This window comes from Pseudomonas hydrolytica (assembly GCF_021495345.1).
Classification (GTDB): Bacteria; Pseudomonadota; Gammaproteobacteria; order Pseudomonadales; family Pseudomonadaceae; genus Aquipseudomonas; species Aquipseudomonas hydrolytica.
Genome location: NZ_CP099397.1, coordinates 2,913,890 through 2,934,571, shown reverse-complemented (window position 1 = coordinate 2,934,571; position 20,682 = coordinate 2,913,890). Strand labels below are relative to the sequence as shown.

The 20,682-nt window shown below is 66.8% G+C and carries 19 protein-coding genes; 11 read left to right on the top strand and 8 right to left on the bottom strand.

Annotated features, from left to right (window positions below):
- The first annotated feature begins 34 nt into the window (after positions 1-34).
- Both L1F06_RS13595 and L1F06_RS13590 read left to right on the top strand, forming a co-directional pair.
- Positions 35-1,222 (top strand): acetyl-CoA C-acyltransferase, encoded by a 1,188-nt coding sequence (locus tag L1F06_RS13595; protein WP_012018472.1) that lies wholly within the window; start codon positions 35-37, stop codon positions 1,220-1,222.
- Positions 1,223-1,306: 84 nt separating this feature from the next.
- Entirely contained in the window at positions 1,307-2,434 is a 1,128-nt protein-coding gene (locus L1F06_RS13590; RefSeq protein WP_129482328.1) for an acyl-CoA dehydrogenase family protein, read from the top strand.
- Positions 2,435-2,455: 21 nt separating this feature from the next.
- Here the strand turns inward: L1F06_RS13590 and L1F06_RS13585 are convergent, their stop codons facing one another.
- Positions 2,456-4,540: a TonB-dependent receptor family protein gene (locus tag L1F06_RS13585; protein ID WP_129482329.1), complete on the bottom strand. Its 2,085-nt coding sequence runs from the start codon at positions 4,538-4,540 to the stop codon at positions 2,456-2,458.
- A 195-nt stretch (positions 4,541-4,735) separates the two neighbouring features.
- On the opposite strand from L1F06_RS13585, the gene L1F06_RS13580 reads away from it, so the two are divergent.
- The 4 genes from L1F06_RS13580 to gntR all read left to right on the top strand — a co-directional run bounded on the left by L1F06_RS13580 (position 4,736) and on the right by gntR (position 9,398).
- Positions 4,736-5,857: a gluconokinase, GntK/IdnK-type gene (locus L1F06_RS13580; RefSeq protein ID WP_129482330.1), complete on the top strand. Its 1,122-nt coding sequence runs from the start codon at positions 4,736-4,738 to the stop codon at positions 5,855-5,857.
- A 49-nt stretch (positions 5,858-5,906) separates the two neighbouring features.
- Positions 5,907-7,184, top strand: coding sequence for a TRAP transporter large permease (locus L1F06_RS13575; RefSeq protein WP_129482331.1), 1,278 nt, complete (start codon positions 5,907-5,909; stop codon positions 7,182-7,184).
- Between the two features lie 57 nt (positions 7,185-7,241).
- On the top strand, positions 7,242-8,255 hold the full coding sequence (locus L1F06_RS13570; protein ID WP_003239801.1) for a TRAP transporter substrate-binding protein: 1,014 nt from the start codon (positions 7,242-7,244) through the stop codon (positions 8,253-8,255).
- Positions 8,256-8,378: 123 nt separating this feature from the next.
- Positions 8,379-9,398 carry an HTH-type transcriptional regulator GntR gene (gene gntR, locus L1F06_RS13565; RefSeq protein ID WP_003239803.1) on the top strand — a complete coding sequence of 340 codons (1,020 nt, stop codon included), beginning with the start codon at positions 8,379-8,381 and terminating at the stop codon, positions 9,396-9,398.
- Between the two features lie 4 nt (positions 9,399-9,402).
- On the opposite strand, the gene L1F06_RS13560 is transcribed toward gntR, so the two are convergent.
- The 3 genes from L1F06_RS13560 to thpR all read right to left on the bottom strand — a co-directional run bounded on the left by L1F06_RS13560 (position 9,403) and on the right by thpR (position 12,231).
- Complete coding sequence (locus L1F06_RS13560; protein WP_129482332.1) at positions 9,403-10,422, bottom strand: lipase secretion chaperone; 1,020 nt, start codon at positions 10,420-10,422, stop codon at positions 9,403-9,405.
- Between the two features lie 117 nt (positions 10,423-10,539).
- Positions 10,540-11,493, bottom strand: coding sequence for a triacylglycerol lipase (locus L1F06_RS13555; RefSeq protein ID WP_003239806.1), 954 nt, complete (start codon positions 11,491-11,493; stop codon positions 10,540-10,542).
- 192 nt (positions 11,494-11,685) lie between these two features.
- Positions 11,686-12,231, bottom strand: coding sequence for an RNA 2',3'-cyclic phosphodiesterase (gene thpR, locus L1F06_RS13550; protein WP_129482333.1), 546 nt, complete (start codon positions 12,229-12,231; stop codon positions 11,686-11,688).
- A 192-nt stretch (positions 12,232-12,423) separates the two neighbouring features.
- Between thpR and L1F06_RS13545 the strand changes: the two genes are divergently transcribed.
- Positions 12,424-12,732: a hypothetical protein gene (locus L1F06_RS13545; RefSeq protein ID WP_096826353.1), complete on the top strand. Its 309-nt coding sequence runs from the start codon at positions 12,424-12,426 to the stop codon at positions 12,730-12,732.
- 121 nt (positions 12,733-12,853) lie between these two features.
- On the opposite strand, the gene greB is transcribed toward L1F06_RS13545, so the two are convergent.
- The 3 genes from greB to L1F06_RS13530 are packed head-to-tail and all read right to left on the bottom strand — an operon-like array spanning position 12,854 to position 16,593.
- Positions 12,854-13,351: a transcription elongation factor GreB gene (greB, locus tag L1F06_RS13540; RefSeq protein WP_012018825.1), complete on the bottom strand. Its 498-nt coding sequence runs from the start codon at positions 13,349-13,351 to the stop codon at positions 12,854-12,856.
- Positions 13,352-13,405: 54 nt separating this feature from the next.
- A complete protein-coding gene (locus L1F06_RS13535) occupies positions 13,406-15,910 on the bottom strand; it encodes an ABC transporter permease (RefSeq protein WP_129482334.1) in 2,505 nt (834 codons plus the stop codon).
- On the bottom strand, positions 15,910-16,593 hold the full coding sequence (locus L1F06_RS13530; RefSeq protein ID WP_096826355.1) for an ABC transporter ATP-binding protein: 684 nt from the start codon (positions 16,591-16,593) through the stop codon (positions 15,910-15,912). Before L1F06_RS13530 ends, L1F06_RS13535 begins: the two co-directional genes overlap by 1 nt.
- Before the next feature lie 10 nt (positions 16,594-16,603).
- On the opposite strand from L1F06_RS13530, the gene L1F06_RS13525 reads away from it, so the two are divergent.
- The 3 genes from L1F06_RS13525 (at position 16,604) to L1F06_RS13515 (ending at position 18,574) form a co-directional block, all read left to right on the top strand.
- On the top strand, positions 16,604-17,209 hold the full coding sequence (locus tag L1F06_RS13525) for an arylesterase (protein WP_003239817.1): 606 nt from the start codon (positions 16,604-16,606) through the stop codon (positions 17,207-17,209).
- A gap of 56 nt (positions 17,210-17,265) precedes the next feature.
- Positions 17,266-17,547: a hypothetical protein gene (locus tag L1F06_RS13520; protein WP_003239821.1), complete on the top strand. Its 282-nt coding sequence runs from the start codon at positions 17,266-17,268 to the stop codon at positions 17,545-17,547.
- Between the two features lie 70 nt (positions 17,548-17,617).
- Positions 17,618-18,574 (top strand): L,D-transpeptidase family protein, encoded by a 957-nt coding sequence (locus L1F06_RS13515; RefSeq protein ID WP_096826356.1) that lies wholly within the window; start codon positions 17,618-17,620, stop codon positions 18,572-18,574.
- Between the two features lie 150 nt (positions 18,575-18,724).
- On the opposite strand, the gene oprI is transcribed toward L1F06_RS13515, so the two are convergent.
- Entirely contained in the window at positions 18,725-18,976 is a 252-nt protein-coding gene (oprI, locus tag L1F06_RS13510; RefSeq protein ID WP_003239826.1) for an outer membrane lipoprotei OprI, read from the bottom strand.
- 279 nt (positions 18,977-19,255) lie between these two features.
- Here oprI and L1F06_RS13505 point away from each other — a divergent pair, with 279 nt between their 5' ends.
- Positions 19,256-20,629 carry a GntP family permease gene (locus L1F06_RS13505; RefSeq protein WP_012018822.1) on the top strand — a complete coding sequence of 458 codons (1,374 nt, stop codon included), beginning with the start codon at positions 19,256-19,258 and terminating at the stop codon, positions 20,627-20,629.
- The last annotated feature ends 53 nt before the right edge of the window (positions 20,630-20,682 follow it).

Here is a 20,682-nt window from a genome sequence, read left to right as displayed (position 1 = left end):
TCCATGGCACACCAACGACTTTCAGGAGACAACCATGTCTGCAACCGATCCGGTCGTGATCGTCAGCGCCGCCCGAACTCCCATGGGTGGTTTTCTCGGTGACCTGGCCGGCCTGTCCGCCGCCGAACTGGGCGCCGCCGCCATTCGCGCCACCCTGCAGCGCGCCGGACTCGCGGCCGAGGCGGTGGATACCGTGCTGATGGGCTGCGTGCTGCAGGCCGGTCAGGGCCAGGCCCCGGCGCGCCAGGCGGCGCTCGGCGCGGGCCTGAGCCAGGCGGCGCAATGCACCACGCTGAACAAGATGTGCGGTTCGGGCATGCAGGCGCTGATGCTCGGCCACGACCTGCTGCTGGCCGGTAGCGCCGAGGTGCTGGTGGCCGGCGGCATGGAGAGCATGTCCAACGCGCCGTACCTGCTACAGCGCGCCCGCGCGGGCTATCGCATGGGCCACGGCCAGGTGCTCGACCATATGTTCCTCGACGGTCTGGAAGACGCCTACGAGCGCGGCCGGCTGATGGGCACCTTCGCCGAGGACTGCGCGCAGAGCTACGGTTTCACCCGCCAGGAACAGGACGCCTACGCCCTGGAGTCGCTGCGCCGGGCGCAGCAGGCGATGGAGGCCGGCCATTTTGCCGACGAGATCGTCGCGGTCGAGGCTCCTGCCGGGCGTGAGCGGCGCCTGATCGCCACCGACGAGCAGCCACCCAAGGCCAGGCCGGAGAAGATTCCCACGCTCCAGCCGGCGTTCCGCGACGGCGGCACCGTGACCGCGGCCAACTCCAGCTCGATTTCCGACGGCGCTGCGGCCCTGCTGCTGATGCGCCAGTCCGAGGCCGAGCGGCGCGGCCTGAGTCCGCTGGCGCGTATCGTCGCCCATGCCGGCCATGCCCACGCGCCGAACCTGTTCACCACTGCGCCGGTCACCGCGATTCAGCGCGTGCTGGCACGCAGCGGCTGGAGCCTGAACGAAGTGGACCTGTACGAGATCAACGAGGCCTTCGCGGTGGTGCCCATGGTGGCCATGCGCGACCTGGAGATCCCCCACGCCAAGCTCAACGTGCACGGCGGCGCCTGCGCCCTCGGCCACCCCATCGGCGCCTCCGGCGCGCGCGTGCTGGTGACCCTGCTCAATGCCCTTAGCCAGTACGGACTCAAGCGTGGCGTGGCCTCCGTGTGCATCGGCGGCGGCGAGGCCACCGCTGTGGCTATCGAGTTGTATTGAACCGACCCGTAGGGTGCGCTGTGCGCACCGAGAGTTTCTGCCAATCCACGGTGCGCACGGCGCACCCTACGTATGGAGCCAGCCATGCTGCCCAACGAAGAACAACTACTGATCCGCGACATGGCCCGCCAGTTCGCCCAGGAACGGCTCAAGCCCTTCGCCGCCGACTGGGACCGCGAGCATCGCTTCCCAGCCGAGGCCATTGCCGAGATGGGCCAGCTGGGCTTTATGGGCATGCTGGTGCCGCAGCAATGGGGCGGCGCCGAGACCGGCCACCTGGCCTACGCCATGGCCCTGGAAGAGGTGGCGGCGGGTGATGGTGCCTGCTCCACCATCATGAGCGTGCACAACTCGGTGGGCTGCATGCCGATCCTGAAATACGGCAGCGAGGCGCAGAAACAGCGCTTTCTCCGCCCGCTGGCCGAAGGCAGCATGCTCGGCGCCTTCGCCCTGACCGAACCGCAGGCCGGCTCCGATGCCAGCGACCTGCGCACCCGCGCGCGGCGCGACGGCGGGCACTACGTGCTGAGCGGCGCCAAGCAGTTCATCACCTCCGGCAGCCACGCCGGCATGGTCATCGTCTTCGCCGTCACCGACCCAGGGGCCGGCAAGAAGGGCATCAGCGCCTTTATCGTACCCACCGACACGCCGGGGTTCTCGGTGGTGCGGGTGGAGGACAAGCTCGGCCAGCATGCCTCGGACACCTGCCAGATCCAGCTCGACGAGGTGCGCATCCCGGCCGAGCTGCGTCTGGGCGAGGAGGGCGAGGGTTACCGCATCGCCCTGGCCAACCTGGAAGGCGGGCGCATCGGCATAGCCGCGCAATCGGTAGGTATGGCCCGCGCCGCGTTCGAGGCGGCGCGCGACTACGCCCACGAGCGGGTCACCTTCGGCAAGCCGATCATCGAGCACCAGGCGGTGGCCTTCCGCCTGGCCGACATGGCCACCCAGATCGCCGTGGCGCGGCAGATGGTGCACCACGCCGCCAGCCTGCGCGAAGCCGGCCTGCCATGCCTGACCGAGGCCTCGATGGCCAAGCTGTTCGCCTCGGAGATGGCAGAGCGGGTCTGCTCCGCGGCGATCCAGACCCTCGGCGGCTACGGCTACCTCAAGGACTTCCCGGTCGAGCGCATTTACCGCGACGTGCGCGTGTGCCAGATCTACGAAGGCACCAGCGACGTGCAGCGGATGGTGATTGCGCGCGGTTTGTAGGCGCCCCCTACGGCAATCGCCTCAATCGAACCGGTACTGCACCCCCGCGCCGATATACCAGGCGCGCTCCGGCCCCGGCTCGTAATAGCGGCCGTTGCTCTCGCCGACTATCACCGAGCCGATGTATTCGCGGTCCAGCAGGTTGTCGATGCGTAGCACCTGATTGAAGGTCAGGGCACCGAGCGTTTGCTCGAAGCGCGCCTGCCAGTTGAACAGGGCGTAACTGGGCGCGGCCTTGTCGGCGTTGCTGTCCTCGACATACAGCTTGCTGCGGTACAGCCCTTCGAGGGCGGTGCTGAAGCCCTCGCGCGGCTGCCAGGCCAGTTCGCCATACAGGGTGCTGGCGGGGATGCCGGGCAGGCGATTGCCCGCCTCGATCAGCCGACCGCCGCTGGTGAAGTCCTGGCTGTAGGCGGCGTCGATGCGGGTGTAGGCGAGGGTGGCGCGCAGGGTTTCGCTGAGCTGACTTTCCATTGCCAGCTCCACGCCGCGGCGGCGGGTCTGTGCGGCGTTCTGAAAGCGCGTGCGGCCGCCGCTGGCGGATGCCACCACCAGCTCGTCGTCGGTATCGATCTGAAACAGCGCTAGCTGCAGGCTGGTGGCCTCGGCCAGACGGGCCTTGAGGCCGATTTCCAGCTGTTTGCTGGTGGCTGGTTGCAGGTCGAAGCCGAAACCGCCGCCGGCGCCCGAGTAGGACAGCTCGTTGAGCGTCGGTGTCTCCAGGCCCTTGCCCCAACTCGCGTAGAGGTTCAGCTCGGGCAGCAGCGCGTAGCTGGCGCCCAGGGTCGGGGTCAGCTCGCGGTAGGTGACCGAGCCGCTGTCGTCGCCATTGCTCAGGAAGCGGTCGTCCACCTCGAACTTCACCTGGTTATGGCGCAGGCCGGCCTGCAGGTCGAGCTTGCCCAACTGCCAGGCAGCCTGCAGGTAGGGTGACAGGCTGCTGACTTCGTTGCGCTCGTCACGGCGCAGATTGCCTTTCACGCCCAGGGTGCTGCCGACGAAGTTCTCGTAGCCCTGGCGGTCGTCGCGCGACTGGTCGTAATCCAGGCCGGCGGTCAGGGTCAGCAGGCTGGCGCCCAGGTCGAAGGGCTGGATCCAGCGGTTGCCGATGCCATGGAAGCGCCGCTCGAAATCGATCACCCCGCCGGAATGGGACGGGTTGGCCTGCACCGCCACCGGGATCGACTGGTACTGAATCACCCGCCGTGTGCCGCTGTAGACCGTGCTCTGCCAGGTGCCGGCGGCGAAGCTGCGCTCGTAGTTGAGGGCCAGCTGCTGGTGATCGACCGTCTTGCGCGTATCGAACGCCACAGCGCTGGGGGCGGCGGCGCGGCGGTCGTCCTGCACCTGCTGCCAGGTCAGGCCCTGCGGGTCCTGGGTGTCGTTCTGGTCGAGCTGGCTGAAGCTCAGGCTGAGCTTGCTGGCATCGTCCGGATACAGGGTGAGCTTGGCGAAGGTCTTGTCGAGGATGGCGCCGCTGTGGTCGCGATAGCCGTCGGTCTCGAAGTGCGAGCGGTTGAGGATAAAGCCCGCCTGGTCATTGCCGCCTTCAGCCGCCACACGGGTGCGGCTGGTGCCGAAAGCCGCCTGCGAGGTGTCGAGCGACACCCTCGGCGCGCCCTCGCCATCGCGCGAGAACAGCTGGATCACCCCGCCGGAGTTGCTGCCGTAGACGCTGGCGAAGGGGCCGCGCAGCACCTCGATGCGCTCCAGGCTGTCCAGATCGAAGGTCGCCGCCTGGCCCTGGCCGTCGGGGTTGGACAGCGGCACGCCATCGGCCAGCAGCTTGATACCGCGAATGCCGAAGGCCGAGCGGGCGCCGAAGCCACGCGAGGACACCTGCAGATCCTGCGCGTAGTTCTGCCGGTTCTGCACCACCAGGCCGGGCACGCTGCCGAGCGCCTCGGACAGATTGACCCCCGGCTTGCCCAGAGTGGCCTGCTCGGCATCGATGCGGTTGACCGAAAAGGGCAGGCGCCAGCCGCTTGCCTGATAGCGGCTGCCAGTAACCACCAGCGGCTCGGCCTGATAGCTGGCGTTCTCGGCCTGCGCGGCCAGCGGTAGCAGCAGGGCGGGCAGCCAGACGCGGGGGCTCGGCCGATGCATAAGCGAAACATCTCCTTGGGTGCAGGCAGGCGATCTTGACCTTGTCCATTGGTTACGGACCAGCACTTGACCATGGCAGATGCGGGAAATGCTCTACCAAATGTTGCCGGTGCGGGGTTGTCGAACGATTTGGATAGCGCTAACATCCGGCGCAAACAATGAGCGGCACCACATCGATGGTGTCCTGGAGTTTCCATGCAGCAACAGCCTTTCACCCTGCCTGCCCGCGCCACCCTGGTGGTCATGGGCGTCAGCGGCTCCGGCAAGAGCGAAATCAGCCAGGCGGTGGCCGCCACCCTCGGCTGGCGCCATATCGAAGCCGACCACTTCCATCCTCCTGCAAACGTCGAGCGCATGCGCGCCGGCATTCCCCTGAGCGACGATGACCGCAGCCACTGGCTGGACGCCCTGTGCGAGCAGATGCTCGCTGCACAGGCGGCGGGCGAGGGCTTCGTGCTGGCCTGCTCGGCGCTCAAGCGCGTCTACCGTGAGCGTCTGCGCGCGGCGGTGCCAGGGCTGCAGTTCGTCCATCTGCAGATCGACCATGCCACCGCGCTGCAGCGGGTCGGCGCGCGCCCCGGACACTTCATGCCCACCTCACTGGTCGACAGCCAGTTCGCCACCCTCGAAACGCCGGCCGGCGAGCCGCATGTCTGCGTGCTGAATGCGGCCGACAGCCGCGAGTCGCTGCTGGAGCAGATCCGTGCCTGGCTGTGTCGCGATCTGCCGGAGGCTGTTTCGGTGGAGGAGGACGTTGCTGCCATGCCCGAAATTGATAGCGCTAACCAGGGGCCGCAACTGGGCGCCGAGCCGATTTACGAAGGGCGCCTGGCGCGCCTGTTCGATCGCCTCACCGACGGCCTGATGGCCGTTCTGATGGCATTCATGGTGGTGGCAGTGTTTGCCAACGTGGTGCTGCGCTACGCCTTTGGCACCGGCTGGCCGGGCGCCGAGGAGCTGTCGCGGCTGGCCTTCGTCTGGCTGGTGTTCGTCGGCGTGGCCTCGAGCATGCGCCGCGGCGAGCTGATGACCTTCCGCATGATCCGCGACCGCTTTCCGCAACTGGCGCAGCGCCTAGTGGATTCGCTGAGCTGGCTGCTGGTGGCCGGCGCCAGCCTGCTGTCGGCCTGGGGCGCGTGGATGCAGGTGCAGTACGGCTGGGGCAACCACAGCACGGTGGTCGGCTATCCCGTGGTGCTGGCCATGCTGCCGGTGCTGGCGAGCATGGCGGTGCTGGCGATTCTCGCGGTGGTGCAGCTGGTCAATCTCTGGCGGCACGCGCCGCAGGCAAGGCTGACGCAGGCGCAGGTCGAATGATGCTGTCTGATTTCCAACAATACGGGCACTGCCCAGCGAGGACCTGCCGATGACCGTCGCCGTCTTCCTTACATCCCTGCTGGGGTTCATGGCCTTCGGCATGCCCATCGCCTTCGCCCTGATCCTCACCGCCGCCGTGCTGATGTGGTACCTGGATTTCTGGGACGTGCAGCTGCTGGCGCAGAACCTGCTCGCCGGCGCCGACAGCTTCCCGCTGCTGGCCGTGCCTTTCTTCATCCTCGCCGGCGAGCTGATGAACGCCGGCGGCATCTCGCGGCGCATCATCGCTATGGCCCAGGCCTATTTCGGCCATCTACGCGGCGGCCTCGGTTACGTCGCCATTGCCGCCGCGGTGTTGCTGGCGAGCATGTCCGGCTCGGCGCTGGCCGACACCGCGGCGCTGGCCACCCTGTTGCTGCCGATGATGCGTCAGCGCGGCTATCCGCTGCATTCCTCGGCCGGCCTGGTGGCCGCTGGCGGCATCATCGCGCCGATCATCCCGCCGTCGATGCCCTTCGTGATCTATGGCGTGGTCACCAATACCTCGATCAGCCAGCTGTTCATGGCCGGTCTGGTGCCGGGGCTGATCATGGGTGCCGGGCTGATCGTCGCCTGGACCCTGATCGCCCGCGGCTTCACCGAGCCGACGCCGCCCAAGGCCAGCGCCGCCGAGCGTCGCCGGGTACTGGTCGATGGCGTGGCGGCGCTGATGCTGCCGGTGATCATCGTCGGCGGCCTGCGCTTCGGCATCTTCACCCCGACCGAGGCGGCCGTGGTCGCCGCGGTCTATGCCCTGGCGGTGTCGACCCTGTTATACCGCGAGCTGAGCTGGACGGACCTGATCGAGACCCTGACCCGCGCCAGCCGCACCACCGCCTCGGTGATGTTCCTCTGCGCCGCGGCAACGGTGTCGGCCTACATGATCACCCTGGCCCAGCTGCCGGACGAGATCGGCTCCATGCTCGGGCCGCTGGCCGAGCACCCGCGCCTGCTGGTGCTGGCGATCATGCTGCTGATGATCGCGGTGGGCATGGTGCTGGACCTGACCCCGACCATCCTGATCCTCGCCCCGGTGCTGGCGCCGATCGCCATCAAGGCCGGGGTCGACCCGGTGTACTTCGGCGTGATGTTCGTGCTGATCGGCTCCATCGGCCTGATCACGCCGCCGGTGGGCACCGTGCTCAACGTGGTCGGCGGTATCGGCAAGCTGCGCATGGAGGTCCTGGTGCGCGGGGTGATGCCGTTCTTCCTGATCTACCTGGGCATCGTCGTCCTGCTGATAGCGTTTCCGTCCATCGTTACCGTGCCGCTGGCCTGGTTGCGCTGAGTTGACCCACCGGCGCGGGTGCGCCGGCTTTCTTCACAACAATAAGAGGTAGTCCCGATGAAACGTCCGCTGCTCGCCATCCTCACCGCTGCCATGCTGTGCAGCCCACTCGCCGCCGTCAGCGTTCACGCCGACGAAGTCCGTTCGCGGATGATCCGCTTCGGCTACGGCCTTAACGAGAACAGCAACCAGGGCCGCGCGGCCAAGCTGTTCGCCGAGGAGGTGGCCAAGGCCTCTGACGGCAAACTCAAGGTGCGCACCTTCGGCGCTGCCAGCCTGGGGTCGGACGACCAGATGCAGAGCGCGCTGATCGGCGGTGCCCAGGAAATGATGGTCGGCTCCACCGCGACGCTGGTCGGCATCACCAAGGAAATGGCGGTGTGGGATACGCCTTTCCTGTTCAGCAGCGCCGAACAGGCCGACGCCGTGCTCGACGGCCCGGTCGGCCGCCAGGTGATGGACAAGCTGGAGGAGAAGGGCCTGGTCGGCCTGGTGTACTGGGAGAACGGTTTCCGCAACCTGACCAACAACACCCGGCCGATCACCAGGCTGGAGGACTTCTCCGGGGTCAAGCTGCGCGTGATGCCCAACCCGGTGTTTCTCGACACCTTCAAGCTGATGGGCGCCAACGCCGTGCCGCTGCCGTTCTCCGAGCTGTTCACCGCGCTGGAGACCAAGGCCGTGGACGGTCAGGAGAACCCGTTCAACACCATCCTTTCCTCGAAGTTCTACGAGGTGCAGAAGTACCTGACCGTGACCAACCACGTGTACAGCCCGTGGATCGTCACCGTGTCCAAGCGCTGGTGGGACGGCCTGTCGCAGACCGAGCAGAACATTCTCATGGAGGCCGCGAAGAAGGCGCGTGACTTCGAGCGCCAGGACACCCGCGAGGAAGCCGCCCGCGCGCTGGCCGAGCTGAAGGACAAGGGCATGCAGATCAACGAGGTGGACCCCGCCGAAGTGCAGCGCATGCGCGAGCAGGCCGCGCCGGCGATCCAGAAGGTGGTCGACACGGTCGGCCAGCAGCTGTTCGATCAGGTGCAGGCCGAGGCTGAGAAGGCCGCCCTTTAAGTTTCGCGGGGCACGCAGGCGGTGCCGCTCCTTGCATGGTGGCGGTACCCCGGGCGGCGTGCCCCGCGCTTTATTCGTCGTCCAGGCTGCTAGAATCGCGGCCTGGTCTTTCCTGGAGGCGCTATGAGTCAACGTCGTCGCCGTTCCGCCGAACGCGTCACCCTGTCGGATGTGGCCAAGGCTGCCGGCTGCTCGCTGATGTCCGCCTCGCGCGCGCTGTCGCAGCCGGGCAGGGTCTCCGACGCCCTGCGCGAGCAGGTGATGCGCGCCGCCCAGGCGCTCGGCTACGTGCCCAATCCGGCGGCGCGGGCGCTGGCCAGTTCGCGCTCGAACCTGGTGGCGGTGGTGATTCCCTCGCTGTCCAACTCGGTGTTCGTCGACACCGTCGAGGCCATCCAGCGGGTGCTGATGCCGGCCGGCTTCGAAATGATGATCGGCGTCAGCCATTACCGGGTCGAGGAAGACGAGCGCCTGCTGCGCTCCTACCTGGCGCACCAGCCGGCGGGTCTGCTGGTCACCGGCTTCGAGCGCAGCGACGCGGCGCGCGAGATTCTCGGCGCCAGCACCTGTCCGCTGGTGACGCTGATGGAGCTGAGCGACGAACCCGAGGACTACTGCGTCGGTTTCTCCCAGGTCGAGGCGGGTGCCGCCATGACCCGCGCCCTGGTGCAGCGCGGCTATCGCCACATCGCCTTTGCCGCTGCCCAGCTCGACCCGCGCACCCTGCAGCGCGCCGAAGGCTATCGCCAGGTGATGCGTTACCTGGGTCGCCACGATCCGGCGCTGGAGCTGCTCACTCCCGAGCTGTCGTCCATCGGCCTGGGCGCTGAGCTGCTCGACCGCCTGCTGGCGCAGCAGCCGCAGATCGATGCGGTGTTCTTCAACAACGACGACCTGGCCATGGGCGCGCTGTTCCGCGCCCGTCAGCTGGGCCTCGAGGTGCCGGGGCGGCTGGCCATCGCCGGTTTCAACGACCTGCCTGCGGCGGCCTGGATGCATCCGGCGCTGAGCACGGTGCGTACCACGCGCGGACGCATCGGCGAGCTGGCGGCGAACATGCTGCTGGCACTGATGCGCGGCGAGACGCCGGAGCAGCACTGCATCGATGTCGGCTTCGAGCTGGTGATGCGCGACAGCGCCTGAAACGCTACTGACGGTTGGTGGCGGCCAGTTGCTCGGCCGCATCCAGGCGCAGACGCTCGCGCTCGTCGAAGCGCTCGGCGGCCAGCGCCTCGATGGCGGCGCGTTTGTCGCCGCTGCTGAGGCCCGTGTTGGCCTCGATGTCTGCCTTGGCGGCGAGATAGTCATCCAGCCTTTTCTGCCAGCTCTGTCGCTGCTGATCCAGCGCTTCCAACCGCGTGGTGGCTTCTGCGCCCACCAGTTGCTGACGCAGCTGGCGGATCTGCGCCGCACTGGCGCCTTGTGCCTGCAGCCGCGCGGTGTGCTGGCGCAGCTCCTGCTGCAGCTGCGGCAGGACCATGTCCTGCATCTCCTCCGGCAGCGAGGCGCGCAGACGGTCCACGGCCAGGCCTTTTTCGTCGTCGCTCAGCCTGGCGTCATGCTGGATGGCCAGGCGCTCCAGGGTGAAGCGGTTGTAGCCTTCCTCGCGAGCGAAGAAGGCCTGGTGGGTTTCGCTGTCGAACAGCCGTGCGCGCAGGGCCTGTACCGTGGCTTCACGCTGGCGCAGGGCATCCAGGCTGGCCAGCTGCGGCAGGTCGCGCTCCAGCAGCACCAGCTCGCGTTTGTAGGCCAGGTACTGATCGAGCAGGGCCTGCGCGCGGGCGCGTGCTGGCTCGGCCAGCTGGCTGTCGATATAGCCACGCAGACGCCCGATGCTGGCCTGCAGGCTTTCCTCGCCGATGCTGGCGAGGAAGTAGTCGAAGATGCGGCGAATGTCCTCGCTGACGATCAGATTGCCGTCGGCGTCGACGCGAAAGCTGCCATCGACCTGGGTGCCGGCGAAGGAACTGGGCAGCGCAAGCTTCCTGCTCGCTTTCTCGGGGGTGGGGACTGCCGACGCAGCGCCCTGGTCGATCGATGTTGGCGATACGGCGGTGGTCTCGGCAGCAGGGCTGAAGCGATCAGGCAGATGCCCGGGCTCGAGGTAGAGCATCAGCGCCAGGCAGACGGCGAACAGCAGAGGCAGGGCAAACAGGGCTTTGTTCACGGCAGGTTCCAATAAAGCGTCGGATCGGGATTGCTCCCGATCCGAAGCGGGGCTGTAGGGTGCGCCGCGCGCACCGCCAGCGTTTCGGTGCGCACGGCGCACCCTACGCGTGGCGATCTAGAGCCCGGCGTTTTTCAGGCGGTTGGCATGCTGACGGTAGACGGTGACCGGATCGGTCTCGAACAGGCTGGTCAGCCCCAGGGTCTGGTTGACCTCGTCGAGATGGTTCATCCGGTAGTTGTCGCGGATCACCTGACCCATGCGCGAACTGCAGCGGCCGACCAAGCCGTCGTTGGCTTCGCTGCCGAAGGTCAGCGACGAGGCGCCCAGCAGCAGGTCGCTGGGGTCGAGCACGTTGGTCAGCGGGCTGGTGCCGCTCCAGGAGTAGTAGCGCACGCCGTTCACGCTGTAGGCACCTTCGCCGCAGGCGCTGGTGGGAATGCCTTGCGGGAACTTGGCGTTGAAACGTGCAGCGCCCTCGCTGTTGAGCGACTCCAGCGAGCCCAGGGCGTTCTGCGGAGTGGTGCTGGAGCTGCCGGAGAGGAAGTTGATCAGCGCACCGAGGCCGTTGACGATGCCCACCAGCACCGGGGTGGCGACCGGGCCGGCGGGGCCTTCGCTGATGCCCTTGAGGAAATCGGCGGTGGCCGAACCCTTGTGCGGCGCACCGACGCTGGTGACCGAGGCGACCAGATCCGGACGCACGGCAGCGACGTAGCGGGTGGTGGGGCCGCCGTGGCTGTGGCCGATCAGGTTGACCTTGCCCTTGCCGCTGATGGCGACGATATCCTCGACCTGCTGCAGCAACTGTTCGCCGCGCGCTTCGGAGGTGTCGAGCTGGCTGACTTCGGTGACGTAGACGCTGGCGCCGTCACGACGCAGAGCGGCGGGAATGCCGTACCAGTAATCGACGCCGAGAATGCTGTCGAAACCGAGCATGCCGTGGCCGAGGACGATGGGGTACTTGGTCTGGGTATAGCCGGATGAGCCGAACCAGAAAGCCTGGGTTTGGCCGCTGGCGAGCAGGCCGGTACCGAGGCAGAGGGCGAGCAGTGTCTTGTTCTTCTTCATGGGCGCTCTCGATGGGTTTGCTGAGGCAGTCGATGCGTCCTGCAAAAAAATCGCGCCCATCCCGAGGCGCGTACGGCGCAAGGACAATGGCAGGAAACATGCCAGCGCTGATCTCTCGCGACCAAGCCCTCTATCCCGGCGTTTTTCGGGAAATCGCCTCGTTTTGCAGGGGATATCGCCGAGGCTTAGCTGTTACGGGGCGCTACGCCCGGCTGGGGTCGCAGGCCGCAACGGCCACTGCCCGAGCTGGCGATAGCGGGTGCCCCGGCCATCGTTTTCCGAGCAAAACAGGGCGAAATGGCGCAGCGGCCAATCGAAGGTTGGGGCCGGGCAGTTTGGTTGGTGCGGGTAGTGGCGAGCCAGGGTCAGGTGCGGGCGGAAGGCGCGCTCTTCCAACACGTAGCCGGCCGCCAGCAGACGTGCATGCAGCTGCTGCTGCAGTCGTTCCAGCGCCTGCGGCACCCGACTGGGCGCCAGATGCAGCAGGCCGCCGCGCCACAGGCCGAGGCGATCCAGCTGCAGGGTGCTGCGTTTACCCTGTATCTCGGCTGCCAGGGCCAGCAGCGGCGCCACGCAACTGGCCGGCTGCGAACCGAGAAAGGCCAGGGTCAGATGCAGGTTATGCGCAGCCACCGCCTTGCCTGCGGAAAGGGCGTCGGTGCGCCAGGCGCAGATCGCCGCGGCCAGGTGCGGTGGACAGGGCAGGGCGAAGAACAGACGCAGCGGGTAGGTAGTCATGGCATCTCGCTATCGGGGCGCGCCTTGACAGTATCGCGCGGGCTTCTCTAGGATGCGCGCTGCGCCGATTTAAACAGCTACTTGCGGGGCGCCACAGGGTGTTGCTTTCAGCACCTGAAATTCCGCTAAAGCGCTGGTTCGGTGTCGCCTCTCACCGCTGCCCAGCGGGATTTCCGAGGCGGAGACGCGACCATGATCTGTCCCCAACCCCTGATTCGTCTGGCCCCCATCACGTCGGGCCTGCTGCTGCGCAATCCGCGCGTGCTGCTTGGCGGTAGCCACCAGCCCACCCTGCTGCGTTATCTCGAAGGCTGGCCCAAGCGCTGGGCCGGGCCGCGCACCTTCCGTATCCAGTTCGTGCAGAACGGCGAGTCGCTGGCCCGTTTCGCCCGCGACAGTTTCGATCTGGCGGTGATTCAGGCGCCCAGCGCCGACGACCTGGCCGAAACGGTCGCCGAACTGGTGCGGGTGGCGCGCCAGGGATTGATCACTCGGCGGTAGGGTGGGACGACGGCGACTCGTAGGGTGCGCCGTGCGCACCAAAAATATCCCTTGGTCGCTGGCGTACAGCGAGTACCAGCGGTGCGCACGGCGCACCCTACGCATTAAGCGCCGACTCCCCTCAGGGATACTCGATCTCGACGATGTAGCAGGTCTTCTCACCGCTCGGGCTGTGCACCCGCACTTCGGCATCCAGCGGCTTGCCCACCAGGGCGCGAGCCAGCGGCGAATCGATGCTGATCAGGCCCTGTTTCAGATCCAGCTCGTCCGGGCCGACGATGCGATAGCGCGACTGTTCGCCGTCTTCATCCTCGATGGTGACCCAGGCGCCGAAGTACACCTTGTTCGGATCCGAGGGCCTGTCGCTGACCACCTTGAGCTTTTCCAGACGCTTGGTGAGAAAGCGCACGCGGCTGTCGATCTCGCGCAGCATCTTCTTGCCGTAGGTGTATTCGGCGTTCTCCGAGCGATCGCCCTGGGCGGCGGCCTCGCTGACGGACTGGGTCACCTGCGGCCGGCGCACGTGCCACAGTTCGTGCAGCTCGGCGCGCAGGCGCGCCTCGCCTTCGGGGGTGATCAGCGGGGTGCCGGCGGGGCGAGGAGGACGGTAGCGGCTCATGATGTCTCGGGTGGCTGGGTGGGGCGCCAGTCTAGCAAACCCCACCCCGGCATCTCAGCCCTCGCGCAGCACGCTCAGCGGACTGACGTTGAGCGCACGGCGGGTACCGAGCACGCCGGCGCCGCCTACCAGCAGGGCGCCGATCAGCGGCAGCAGGAGCAGCCAGGGATGTGGCTGCCAGCTCATGTCGAAGGCATAGCGATAGAGCAGGAAGCTCACCAGTTCGCAGCCCAGCGCGGCGAGCAGGCCGGCGGCGGCGCCGAGCAGGCCGAACTCGGCGCGGCGGGCGTTGATCAGCAGGCGGCGCTCGGCGCCGAGGGCGCGCAGCAGAGCGCCCTGGCGGATGCGTTCGTCGAGCGTGGCCTGCAGCCCCGCCAGTAGTACGGTGATGCCGGCGGCGAGCACGAACAGCAGCACGTATTCGATGGCCAGGGTGACCTGGGCCAGAATGCTGCGCAGCTGCGCCAGCAGGGCATCGACCTGCAGCAGGGTGACGCTGGGGAAGGCGCGGCTGAGGGTGATCAGCTCGGCATCCTGGCCTGGCGGCAGATAGAAGCTGGTCAGGTAGGTGGCGGGCAGATCCTGCAAGGTCTGCGGCTCGAAGATCATGTAGAAGTTGGGCTGGAAGCTGTCCCAGTCGACCTGGCGCAGGCTGCTGACCTGCGCTTCGCGCTCCACGCCGCCGACGTTGAAGCGTAGACGGTCGCCCAGTTTCAACTGCAGGCTCTCGGCCAGCTCCGCCTCCACCGAAACACCCGGCAGCTCGCTGGCATGTGCCGCGCCCCACCAGCGGCCACTGGTGATCTGGTTGTCGGCGGGCAGCTGCTCGGCCCAGGTCAGGCTGAGGTCGCGCTGGATCGCCCGCTCGCCGCGGCTCTCCTTGCTCACCAGCTGGCGCACCGGCTCGTCGTTGATCGTCACCAGTCGTCCCGGTACCACCGGGTACAGCGGCGCCGGATGCGGAGAGAGTTCGGCCAGGCGTGCGGCGAAGGCGTCGCGCTCTGCAGGCAATACGTTGAGGGCGAAGTGATTGGGCGCATCCTCCGGCAACTGGTCCTGCCAGGTGTCGAGCAGTTCGCCACGCAGCAGGGCGATCAGCGCCATGGCCAGCAGGATCAGGCCGAAGGCCAGCGACTGGCCGGCCGCTGCCAGCGGGTGGCGCAGCAACTGGCCGAGGCCCAGGCGCCAGGGCAGGGCGGCGCGTTGCAGCAACCGGCGCAGGCTCTGCAGGCCGAGCAGCAGCAGGCCGCCGAGCAGCAGGGCGGCCAGCAGACCGCCGCCGAGCAGCGCCAGGGTCAGGCGCAGATCCAGGCTCAGGCGCCACATGATCAAACCCAGTGCCAACAGCGCCGCGCCGTACACCAGCCAGGAGCTGACCGGCACCGGCAGCATGTCGCGGCGCAGCACACGCAGCGGCGGTACCCGGCCCAGTGCCGCCAGCGGCGGCAGGGCGAAGCCGGCCAGCGCGACCAGGCCGGTGGCCATGCCGGCCAGGGCCGGCCACAGCTCGGCTGGTGGCAAGTCGGCAGGAATCAGGCCGCGCAGCAGGTGGAACAGGACGTATTGGCCGCCCCAACCGAGCAACGCACCCAGTACGCAGGCCAGCAGGCCGAGCAGGGCCAGCTGCAGGCCGAACAGCGTCAGGGCCTCGCGCCGGGACAGGCCCAGGCAGCGCAGCAGCGCGCTGGCGTCGAAACGGCGAGCGGCGAAGCGTGCGGCCGATAACGCCACGGCCACGCCGGCCAGGAGCACGGCGGCCAGGCTGGCCAGATTCAGGTAGCGCTCGGCACGTCCCAGCGCGCTGCCGACCTGGCGATTGCCATCGCGAGCATCTTCCAGGCGCTGGTTGGGTTCGAGGCTGGCTTCCACCGCCTGACGGTAGGCACCCAGCGCGTCGGCATCGCCGCGCCACAGTTCGCGAAAGCGCACGCGGCTGCCGGGCTGGACCACCTCGGTGGCGGCCAGGTCATCGAGATGCATCAGCACGCGCGGTGTGAGGCTGTAGAAATCACCGGCACCGTCCGGGTCGTAGGTCAGCACGCGGGTCAGGCGCAGGCGCTTGGCGCCGATCTCGATTTCCTCGCCTATCTGCAGATCGAGGGCGACCAGCAGACGCGCCTCGGCCCAGGCCTCGCCGGCGCTAGGGCCTACGCTGCTTTGTTCCGCAGCGTAGGGCGCAGCTGCGCTTTTCAGCTCGCCGCGCAGCGGGTAGCTGTCGCTGACGGCCTTGACGCTGGCCAGCTGGATACCCTCGTCCGCTGCCACCACGCTGGAGAATTCCACCAGCTGCGCATGCTCGAGGCCCAGGCGGGTGCCGGCCTCGATCTGCTCTGGCTTGGCCTGCGTGCTGCCGCTCAGGCGCAGGTCGGCCGCTAGGAACTCACTGGCGCGCAGCAGCATGGCGTCGTTCAGCCGCGCACTGAAATAGCCGATGGCGCTGCTGGCGGCCACCGCCACCAGCAGGGCGAAGAACAGCACGCGCAATTCCCCGGCGCGGGCATCGCGCAGCAACTGGCGGGCGGCGAGCAGCAGCAGGCGGGTGAGCGGCACGCGATTCATCAGGGCTCCACGCGATCGATCAGATGGCCGCCTTCCAGACGGATCAGGCGCTGGCAGCGATGCGCCAGACGTTCGTCATGGGTGACCAGAACCAGGGTGGTGCCGCGCTCCTGATTGAGTTCGAACAGCAGGTCGCTGATGCGCTCGCCAGTGTGACTGTCGAGGTTGCCCGTGGGCTCGTCGGCGAACAGTACGTCCGGCTCGGCGGCGAAGGCGCGGGCGATGGCGACGCGCTGCTGCTCGCCACCGGAGAGCTGACGTGGGTAGTGGGTCAGGCGCTGCCCCAGGCCAACCCGCTCGAGCAGAACACGGGCGCGCTGGCGGGCATCGGCACGGCCCTCCAGTTCCAGCGGCAGCATGACGTTTTCCAGCGCATTGAGGCTGTCGAGCAACTGGAAGGACTGGAAGACGAAGCCGACATGCTCGGCGCGCAGGCGTGCGCGCTGGTCCTCATCCAGCTCGCCGATGTCCTTGCCAGCCAGCAGCACCTTTCCGGCGCTGGGCAGGTCCAGGCCGGCGAGCAGGCCGAGCAGGGTGGATTTGCCTGAACCGGAGCTGCCGACTATCGCCAGGCTGTCGCCTTTCTCCAGGCTGAGGTCGAGGTCGTGAAGAATGGTCAGCTCGCCTTCCGCGCTGGTGACCACTTTGCTAAGGTTCCGCGCAGCGAGAATGCTCGAAGTCATGGAGATTCCAATGCGTGCATGGTGGCTGAGTGGTGCCTTGGCCCTGCTGTTCTGGGCCCAGGGGGCGGTTGCAGGCACCCTGCTTGTGGTCGGCGATAGTATCAGCGCGGCTTTTGGCCTGGATAGCCGCCAGGGCTGGGTCGCCCTGCTGGAAAAGCGCCTCAGGGAGCAGGGTTTCGACCATGCGGTGGTCAACGCTTCGATCAGTGGCGATACCAGTGCAGGCGGCGCGGCGCGGCTGCCTGCGCTGCTTGCAGAGCACCGGCCCTCGCTCGTGATCATCGAGCTGGGTGGCAACGATGGCCTGCGTGGCCAGCCGCCGGCGCAATTGCAACAGAATCTTGCGTCGATGATCGAGCAGTCGCAGGCCGCCGGCGCTCGCGTGCTGTTGCTCGGCATGCGTTTGCCGCCGAACTACGGTGCCCGTTATACCAGCGCTTTCGCCCAGGTATTCGCCGATCTGGCCGAGCAGAAGCAGGTTCCGCTGGTGCCGTTCTTCCTCGAAGGCGTCGGCGGTGTGCCGGCGATGATGCAGGACGATGGCATCCACCCTGCGCTCGCTGCGCAGGAAAAGCTGCTGGAGAACGTCTGGCCAAGCCTGAAACCGCTGCTCTGAGACTTTTCCGGCCACAGCCTTTCGGCTAATGTGGCCGGCCTGCCATGGAGCCCCAGATGCCGCGTCTCGCCTGGTCCCTGTACGCCTATCAGTTGATCGAACCGGACGAGCAACTGGACCTGTTCGCCTGCCGCGAAGTCCGGCTGCATCTGGTCGCCCGTCAACTGCGTCTGGGCGGCCATGCCGACCGCACCCTGTGTGGTGGACTGCTGCCAGCACAGCCGCGCTGGCGCCAGCTGGACAAGACCTCGTTGCGTGATCGGCGCCTGTGTCCTGCCTGTCTGGCGACCTTCGAGGCACAGCGGCAGGGCCTGTGCTCCAACTGGGCGGATGGCTGACGTCTGCCCGGCGCGCTGATGGCGGTGTACAATCGCCGCAACTTCATTCAACTCATCAAGGACATCCCGGATGTTGTCGCGCTTCTCTGCGGTCAACCGCTGCCTGACACTGCTCGCCCTGTGCTCGAGTGCTGCGGTGCAGGCTCTCGAACTCCCACTGCCGCCTCCAGGCGAGGACGTGGTCGGCCAGGTTCAGGTGATCAAGGCCAAGTACGAAGACACCTTCGCTGACCTGGGAACGGCCAACGATCTGGGTTATCTGGAAATGGTCGCGGCCAACCCGGGTGTCGATCCCTGGCTGCCGGGCGAGGGCACCGAGATCGTTCTGCCTACCCGTTACGTGCTGCCGCCGGGCCCGCGCGAGGGCATTGTCATCAACCTGGCCGAGTACCGCATGTACTACTTCCCGAAAGGCCAGAACGTGGTGCATACCTACCCGCTGGGTATCGGTCGCGAAGGCTGGGGCTCGCCGCTCGGCACCGGGCGGGTGACGGTGAAGACGCCGAATCCGGCCTGGTATCCGCCCAAGTCGATCCGCGAGGAACATGCGGCCGAAGGCGACATCCTGCCCACCGTGGTACCGCCGGGGCCGGACAATCCGCTGGGGCCGTACAAGATGACGCTGTCCTTCCCGGGTTATCTCATTCATGGCTCGAACAAGAAGTTCGGTATCGGCATGCGCGTCAGCCACGGTTGCTTCCGCATGCTCAACCACAACGTGCTCGAACTGGCGGCCATGGTGCCGGTCGGTACGTCGGTGCGCATCATCAACGAGCCGTACAAGTTCGGGGTCAGCGGCGGCAGGGTTTATCTGGAGGCTCATGCGCCACTGGACGACGAAAACGATCCGTCGGTAGTCGACAAGCACACGGCCGTGATCAATGCCCTGCTCAAGCGCGAAGAGCTCAGTGGCCTGCGCCTGGATTGGGAAATGGTTCGGGAGGTGGTCGCGTCGGAAGATGGCATGCCGGTGCCGATCGCTTCGCAGAACGACAGCGTGGTAGCGAGTAGCGATAACCCCTTCTAACTCGCCGCCGGTAAACAGCCCGCCCGCACTTGTGCCGGCGGGCTTTTTATTGCGCGATAGACAACTAGGCCACTGATGGGCAACTAACTACAGGCGATAAAAAAGCCGCCCCAGTTACCTGGGGCGGCTTTCGAGAAGCCGAGTCGCCTATTACTTGCGGCTGGCTTTTTCCAGCATACGCAGAGCGCGCTCGTTGGCTTCGTCAGCGGTCTGCTGAGCCTTCTGAGCGGCAGCCAGAGCTTCATCAGCCTTGCGGTAGGCTTCGTCGGCACGGGCTTGGGCGCGAGCAGCTGCGTCTTCGGTAGCAGTCAGACGAGCTTCGGTTTCTTTGGACATGCTGCTGCAACCGGTAGCCAGAACTGCGGCCAGAGCCAGAGCAGAGAATTTCAGAACGTTGTTCATCGTGTTCCCCTTGAGGTGGAGTTTTCCATAAAAAGCAATTCCCCAACTGCGGGAAATTAGCCGGCCTACATACTACCTATTACTTTTAGTAAGTAAACGGAGGCAAGGCAAGAGTTGCGCTTTTTTTTATTGCTCGATGCCCGTGGCTGGGTGTGAAGTGCCTGGTTTGTATAAAAAACAAACAGTCGAGGGCGGTCTCTCGGCGCACGCTACTGTCGGAGCTGTTATAACTGTCCGGATTCGCAAGTCAAAACAATAAGACGAGAGTGGGGGACGGCAATGTTGGGTAATCTGGGGCTGTTGCTGGGCTTGGCGCTGCTGATCTTCATGGCGCTGCGTGGCGTGAACATTTTCATAGCGGCGCTGCTGTGTTCGATTCTGGTGGCATTGAGCAATGGCGTTGCAGTGCCCAAGGCGCTTCTGGAGCATTTTCCGTTCGGGCCGCTGGGGGCGTTCACATTCGCCGGCAAGTTCTTCGTGCTGTTTCTCTGCGGCGCCATCTTTGGCAAGGTCATGGCCGCCAGCCAGGCGGCCAGCAGCATTGCCCAGGCGATCACGCGCGGCCTCGGCACCCAGCGCACGCTGTGGGTGGCGATGCTGGTCTGCGCGGTGCTGACCTATGGCGGGGTGGTGGTGTTCGTGGTGATCTTCACCATGTATCCGCTGGGCATCACCCTGATGCGCGAGGCCAACCTGCCGAAGCGACTGTTCTGCGCCGCGACGGCGCTGGGCGCCGGCACCTTCACCATGACCGCATTGCCGGGCTCGCCCTCGATTCACAACGTGATCGCTGCCAGCGCTCTGGGCACCGATCTGTTCGCCGGTGCCTGGATCGGTCTGTTCGCTTCGCTGGTGATGATCGGCCTGGGCATGGCCTATCTGCAGCGCGAGTGGCGCCTGGCCCGCGAGCGTGGAGAGGGTTTCGAGGCCAATGTCCAGGACGTGCGCATGGAGCAGCTGGCCGGCACGCCGGGCAGCGGCCCGCACTGGGGCATGGCGCTGGTGCCGATCGTCGTGGTGCTGGGGATCATTCTGTTGCCCCGCGTGATCGCGCTGTCCGGCATGGTGATGCCGGGGCAGGGTGCGCTGGGCCAGCTGCTGGCGTTCAGCCAGGCACAGCCGATCCTCTGGCCGAGTCTGGCGCTGGTCATCGCCACGGGCGTGGCGGTGGTGATGTTCCCGGCGCTACGGCGCAACACCATGGGCTTGCTCGGTCAGGGCGCCGATGACGCCATCATGCCGCTGCTCAATACCGCGGCGGTGATCGGCTTCGGTGGGGTGGTGACACAGACCGCCGGCTTCGCCCAGTTCGCGCAGTGGATACTGGCGGTCGAGCTGCCGCCGCTGCTGTCGGTGTTCGCCTCGGTCAGCGTGGTGTCGGGTATCGTCGGTTCGTCCTCGGGCGGGCTGCAGATATTCATGCAGACCCTGGCGCCGCGCTATCTGGAAATGGGCGTGGAGCCGGAGGTGCTGCACCGTATCGCCAACATCACCGCAGGCGGGCTCGACTCGCTGCCGCATTGCGGCGCGGTGATCGCCATGCTGATGATCATGGGGCTGACCCACAAACAGGCGTACAAGGACATCTTCGTGATCACCGTACTCATTCCGGTGGTGGCAGCGTTGCTGTGCATTGCGCTGTTGAGCCTGTGATTGCGCGTGGCTGGGCGGCCTGCCGCCTGTTAAGCTGAGTGCATTGGGCGTCC

Excerpts from the sequence above, each read along its gene's own strand:
- L1F06_RS13595 (WP_012018472.1), top strand. The coding sequence starts at position 35 with ATGTCTGCAACCGATCCGGTCGTGATCGTCAGCGCCGCCCGAACTCCC.
- L1F06_RS13590 (WP_129482328.1), top strand. The coding sequence starts at position 1,307 with ATGCTGCCCAACGAAGAACAACTACTGATCCGCGACATGGCCCGCCAG.
- L1F06_RS13585 (WP_129482329.1), bottom strand. The coding sequence starts at position 4,540 with ATGCATCGGCCGAGCCCCCGCGTCTGGCTGCCCGCCCTGCTGCTACCG.
- L1F06_RS13580 (WP_129482330.1), top strand. The coding sequence starts at position 4,736 with ATGCAGCAACAGCCTTTCACCCTGCCTGCCCGCGCCACCCTGGTGGTC.
- L1F06_RS13575 (WP_129482331.1), top strand. The coding sequence starts at position 5,907 with ATGACCGTCGCCGTCTTCCTTACATCCCTGCTGGGGTTCATGGCCTTC.
- L1F06_RS13570 (WP_003239801.1), top strand. The coding sequence starts at position 7,242 with ATGAAACGTCCGCTGCTCGCCATCCTCACCGCTGCCATGCTGTGCAGC.
- gntR (WP_003239803.1), top strand. The coding sequence starts at position 8,379 with ATGAGTCAACGTCGTCGCCGTTCCGCCGAACGCGTCACCCTGTCGGAT.
- L1F06_RS13555 (WP_003239806.1), bottom strand. The coding sequence starts at position 11,493 with ATGAAGAAGAACAAGACACTGCTCGCCCTCTGCCTCGGTACCGGCCTG.
- thpR (WP_129482333.1), bottom strand. The coding sequence starts at position 12,231 with ATGACTACCTACCCGCTGCGTCTGTTCTTCGCCCTGCCCTGTCCACCG.
- L1F06_RS13545 (WP_096826353.1), top strand. The coding sequence starts at position 12,424 with ATGATCTGTCCCCAACCCCTGATTCGTCTGGCCCCCATCACGTCGGGC.
- greB (WP_012018825.1), bottom strand. The coding sequence starts at position 13,351 with ATGAGCCGCTACCGTCCTCCTCGCCCCGCCGGCACCCCGCTGATCACC.
- L1F06_RS13535 (WP_129482334.1), bottom strand. The coding sequence starts at position 15,910 with ATGAATCGCGTGCCGCTCACCCGCCTGCTGCTGCTCGCCGCCCGCCAG.
- L1F06_RS13530 (WP_096826355.1), bottom strand. The coding sequence starts at position 16,593 with ATGACTTCGAGCATTCTCGCTGCGCGGAACCTTAGCAAAGTGGTCACC.
- L1F06_RS13525 (WP_003239817.1), top strand. The coding sequence starts at position 16,604 with ATGCGTGCATGGTGGCTGAGTGGTGCCTTGGCCCTGCTGTTCTGGGCC.
- L1F06_RS13520 (WP_003239821.1), top strand. The coding sequence starts at position 17,266 with ATGCCGCGTCTCGCCTGGTCCCTGTACGCCTATCAGTTGATCGAACCG.
- L1F06_RS13515 (WP_096826356.1), top strand. The coding sequence starts at position 17,618 with ATGTTGTCGCGCTTCTCTGCGGTCAACCGCTGCCTGACACTGCTCGCC.
- oprI (WP_003239826.1), bottom strand. The coding sequence starts at position 18,976 with ATGAACAACGTTCTGAAATTCTCTGCTCTGGCTCTGGCCGCAGTTCTG.
- L1F06_RS13505 (WP_012018822.1), top strand. The coding sequence starts at position 19,256 with ATGTTGGGTAATCTGGGGCTGTTGCTGGGCTTGGCGCTGCTGATCTTC.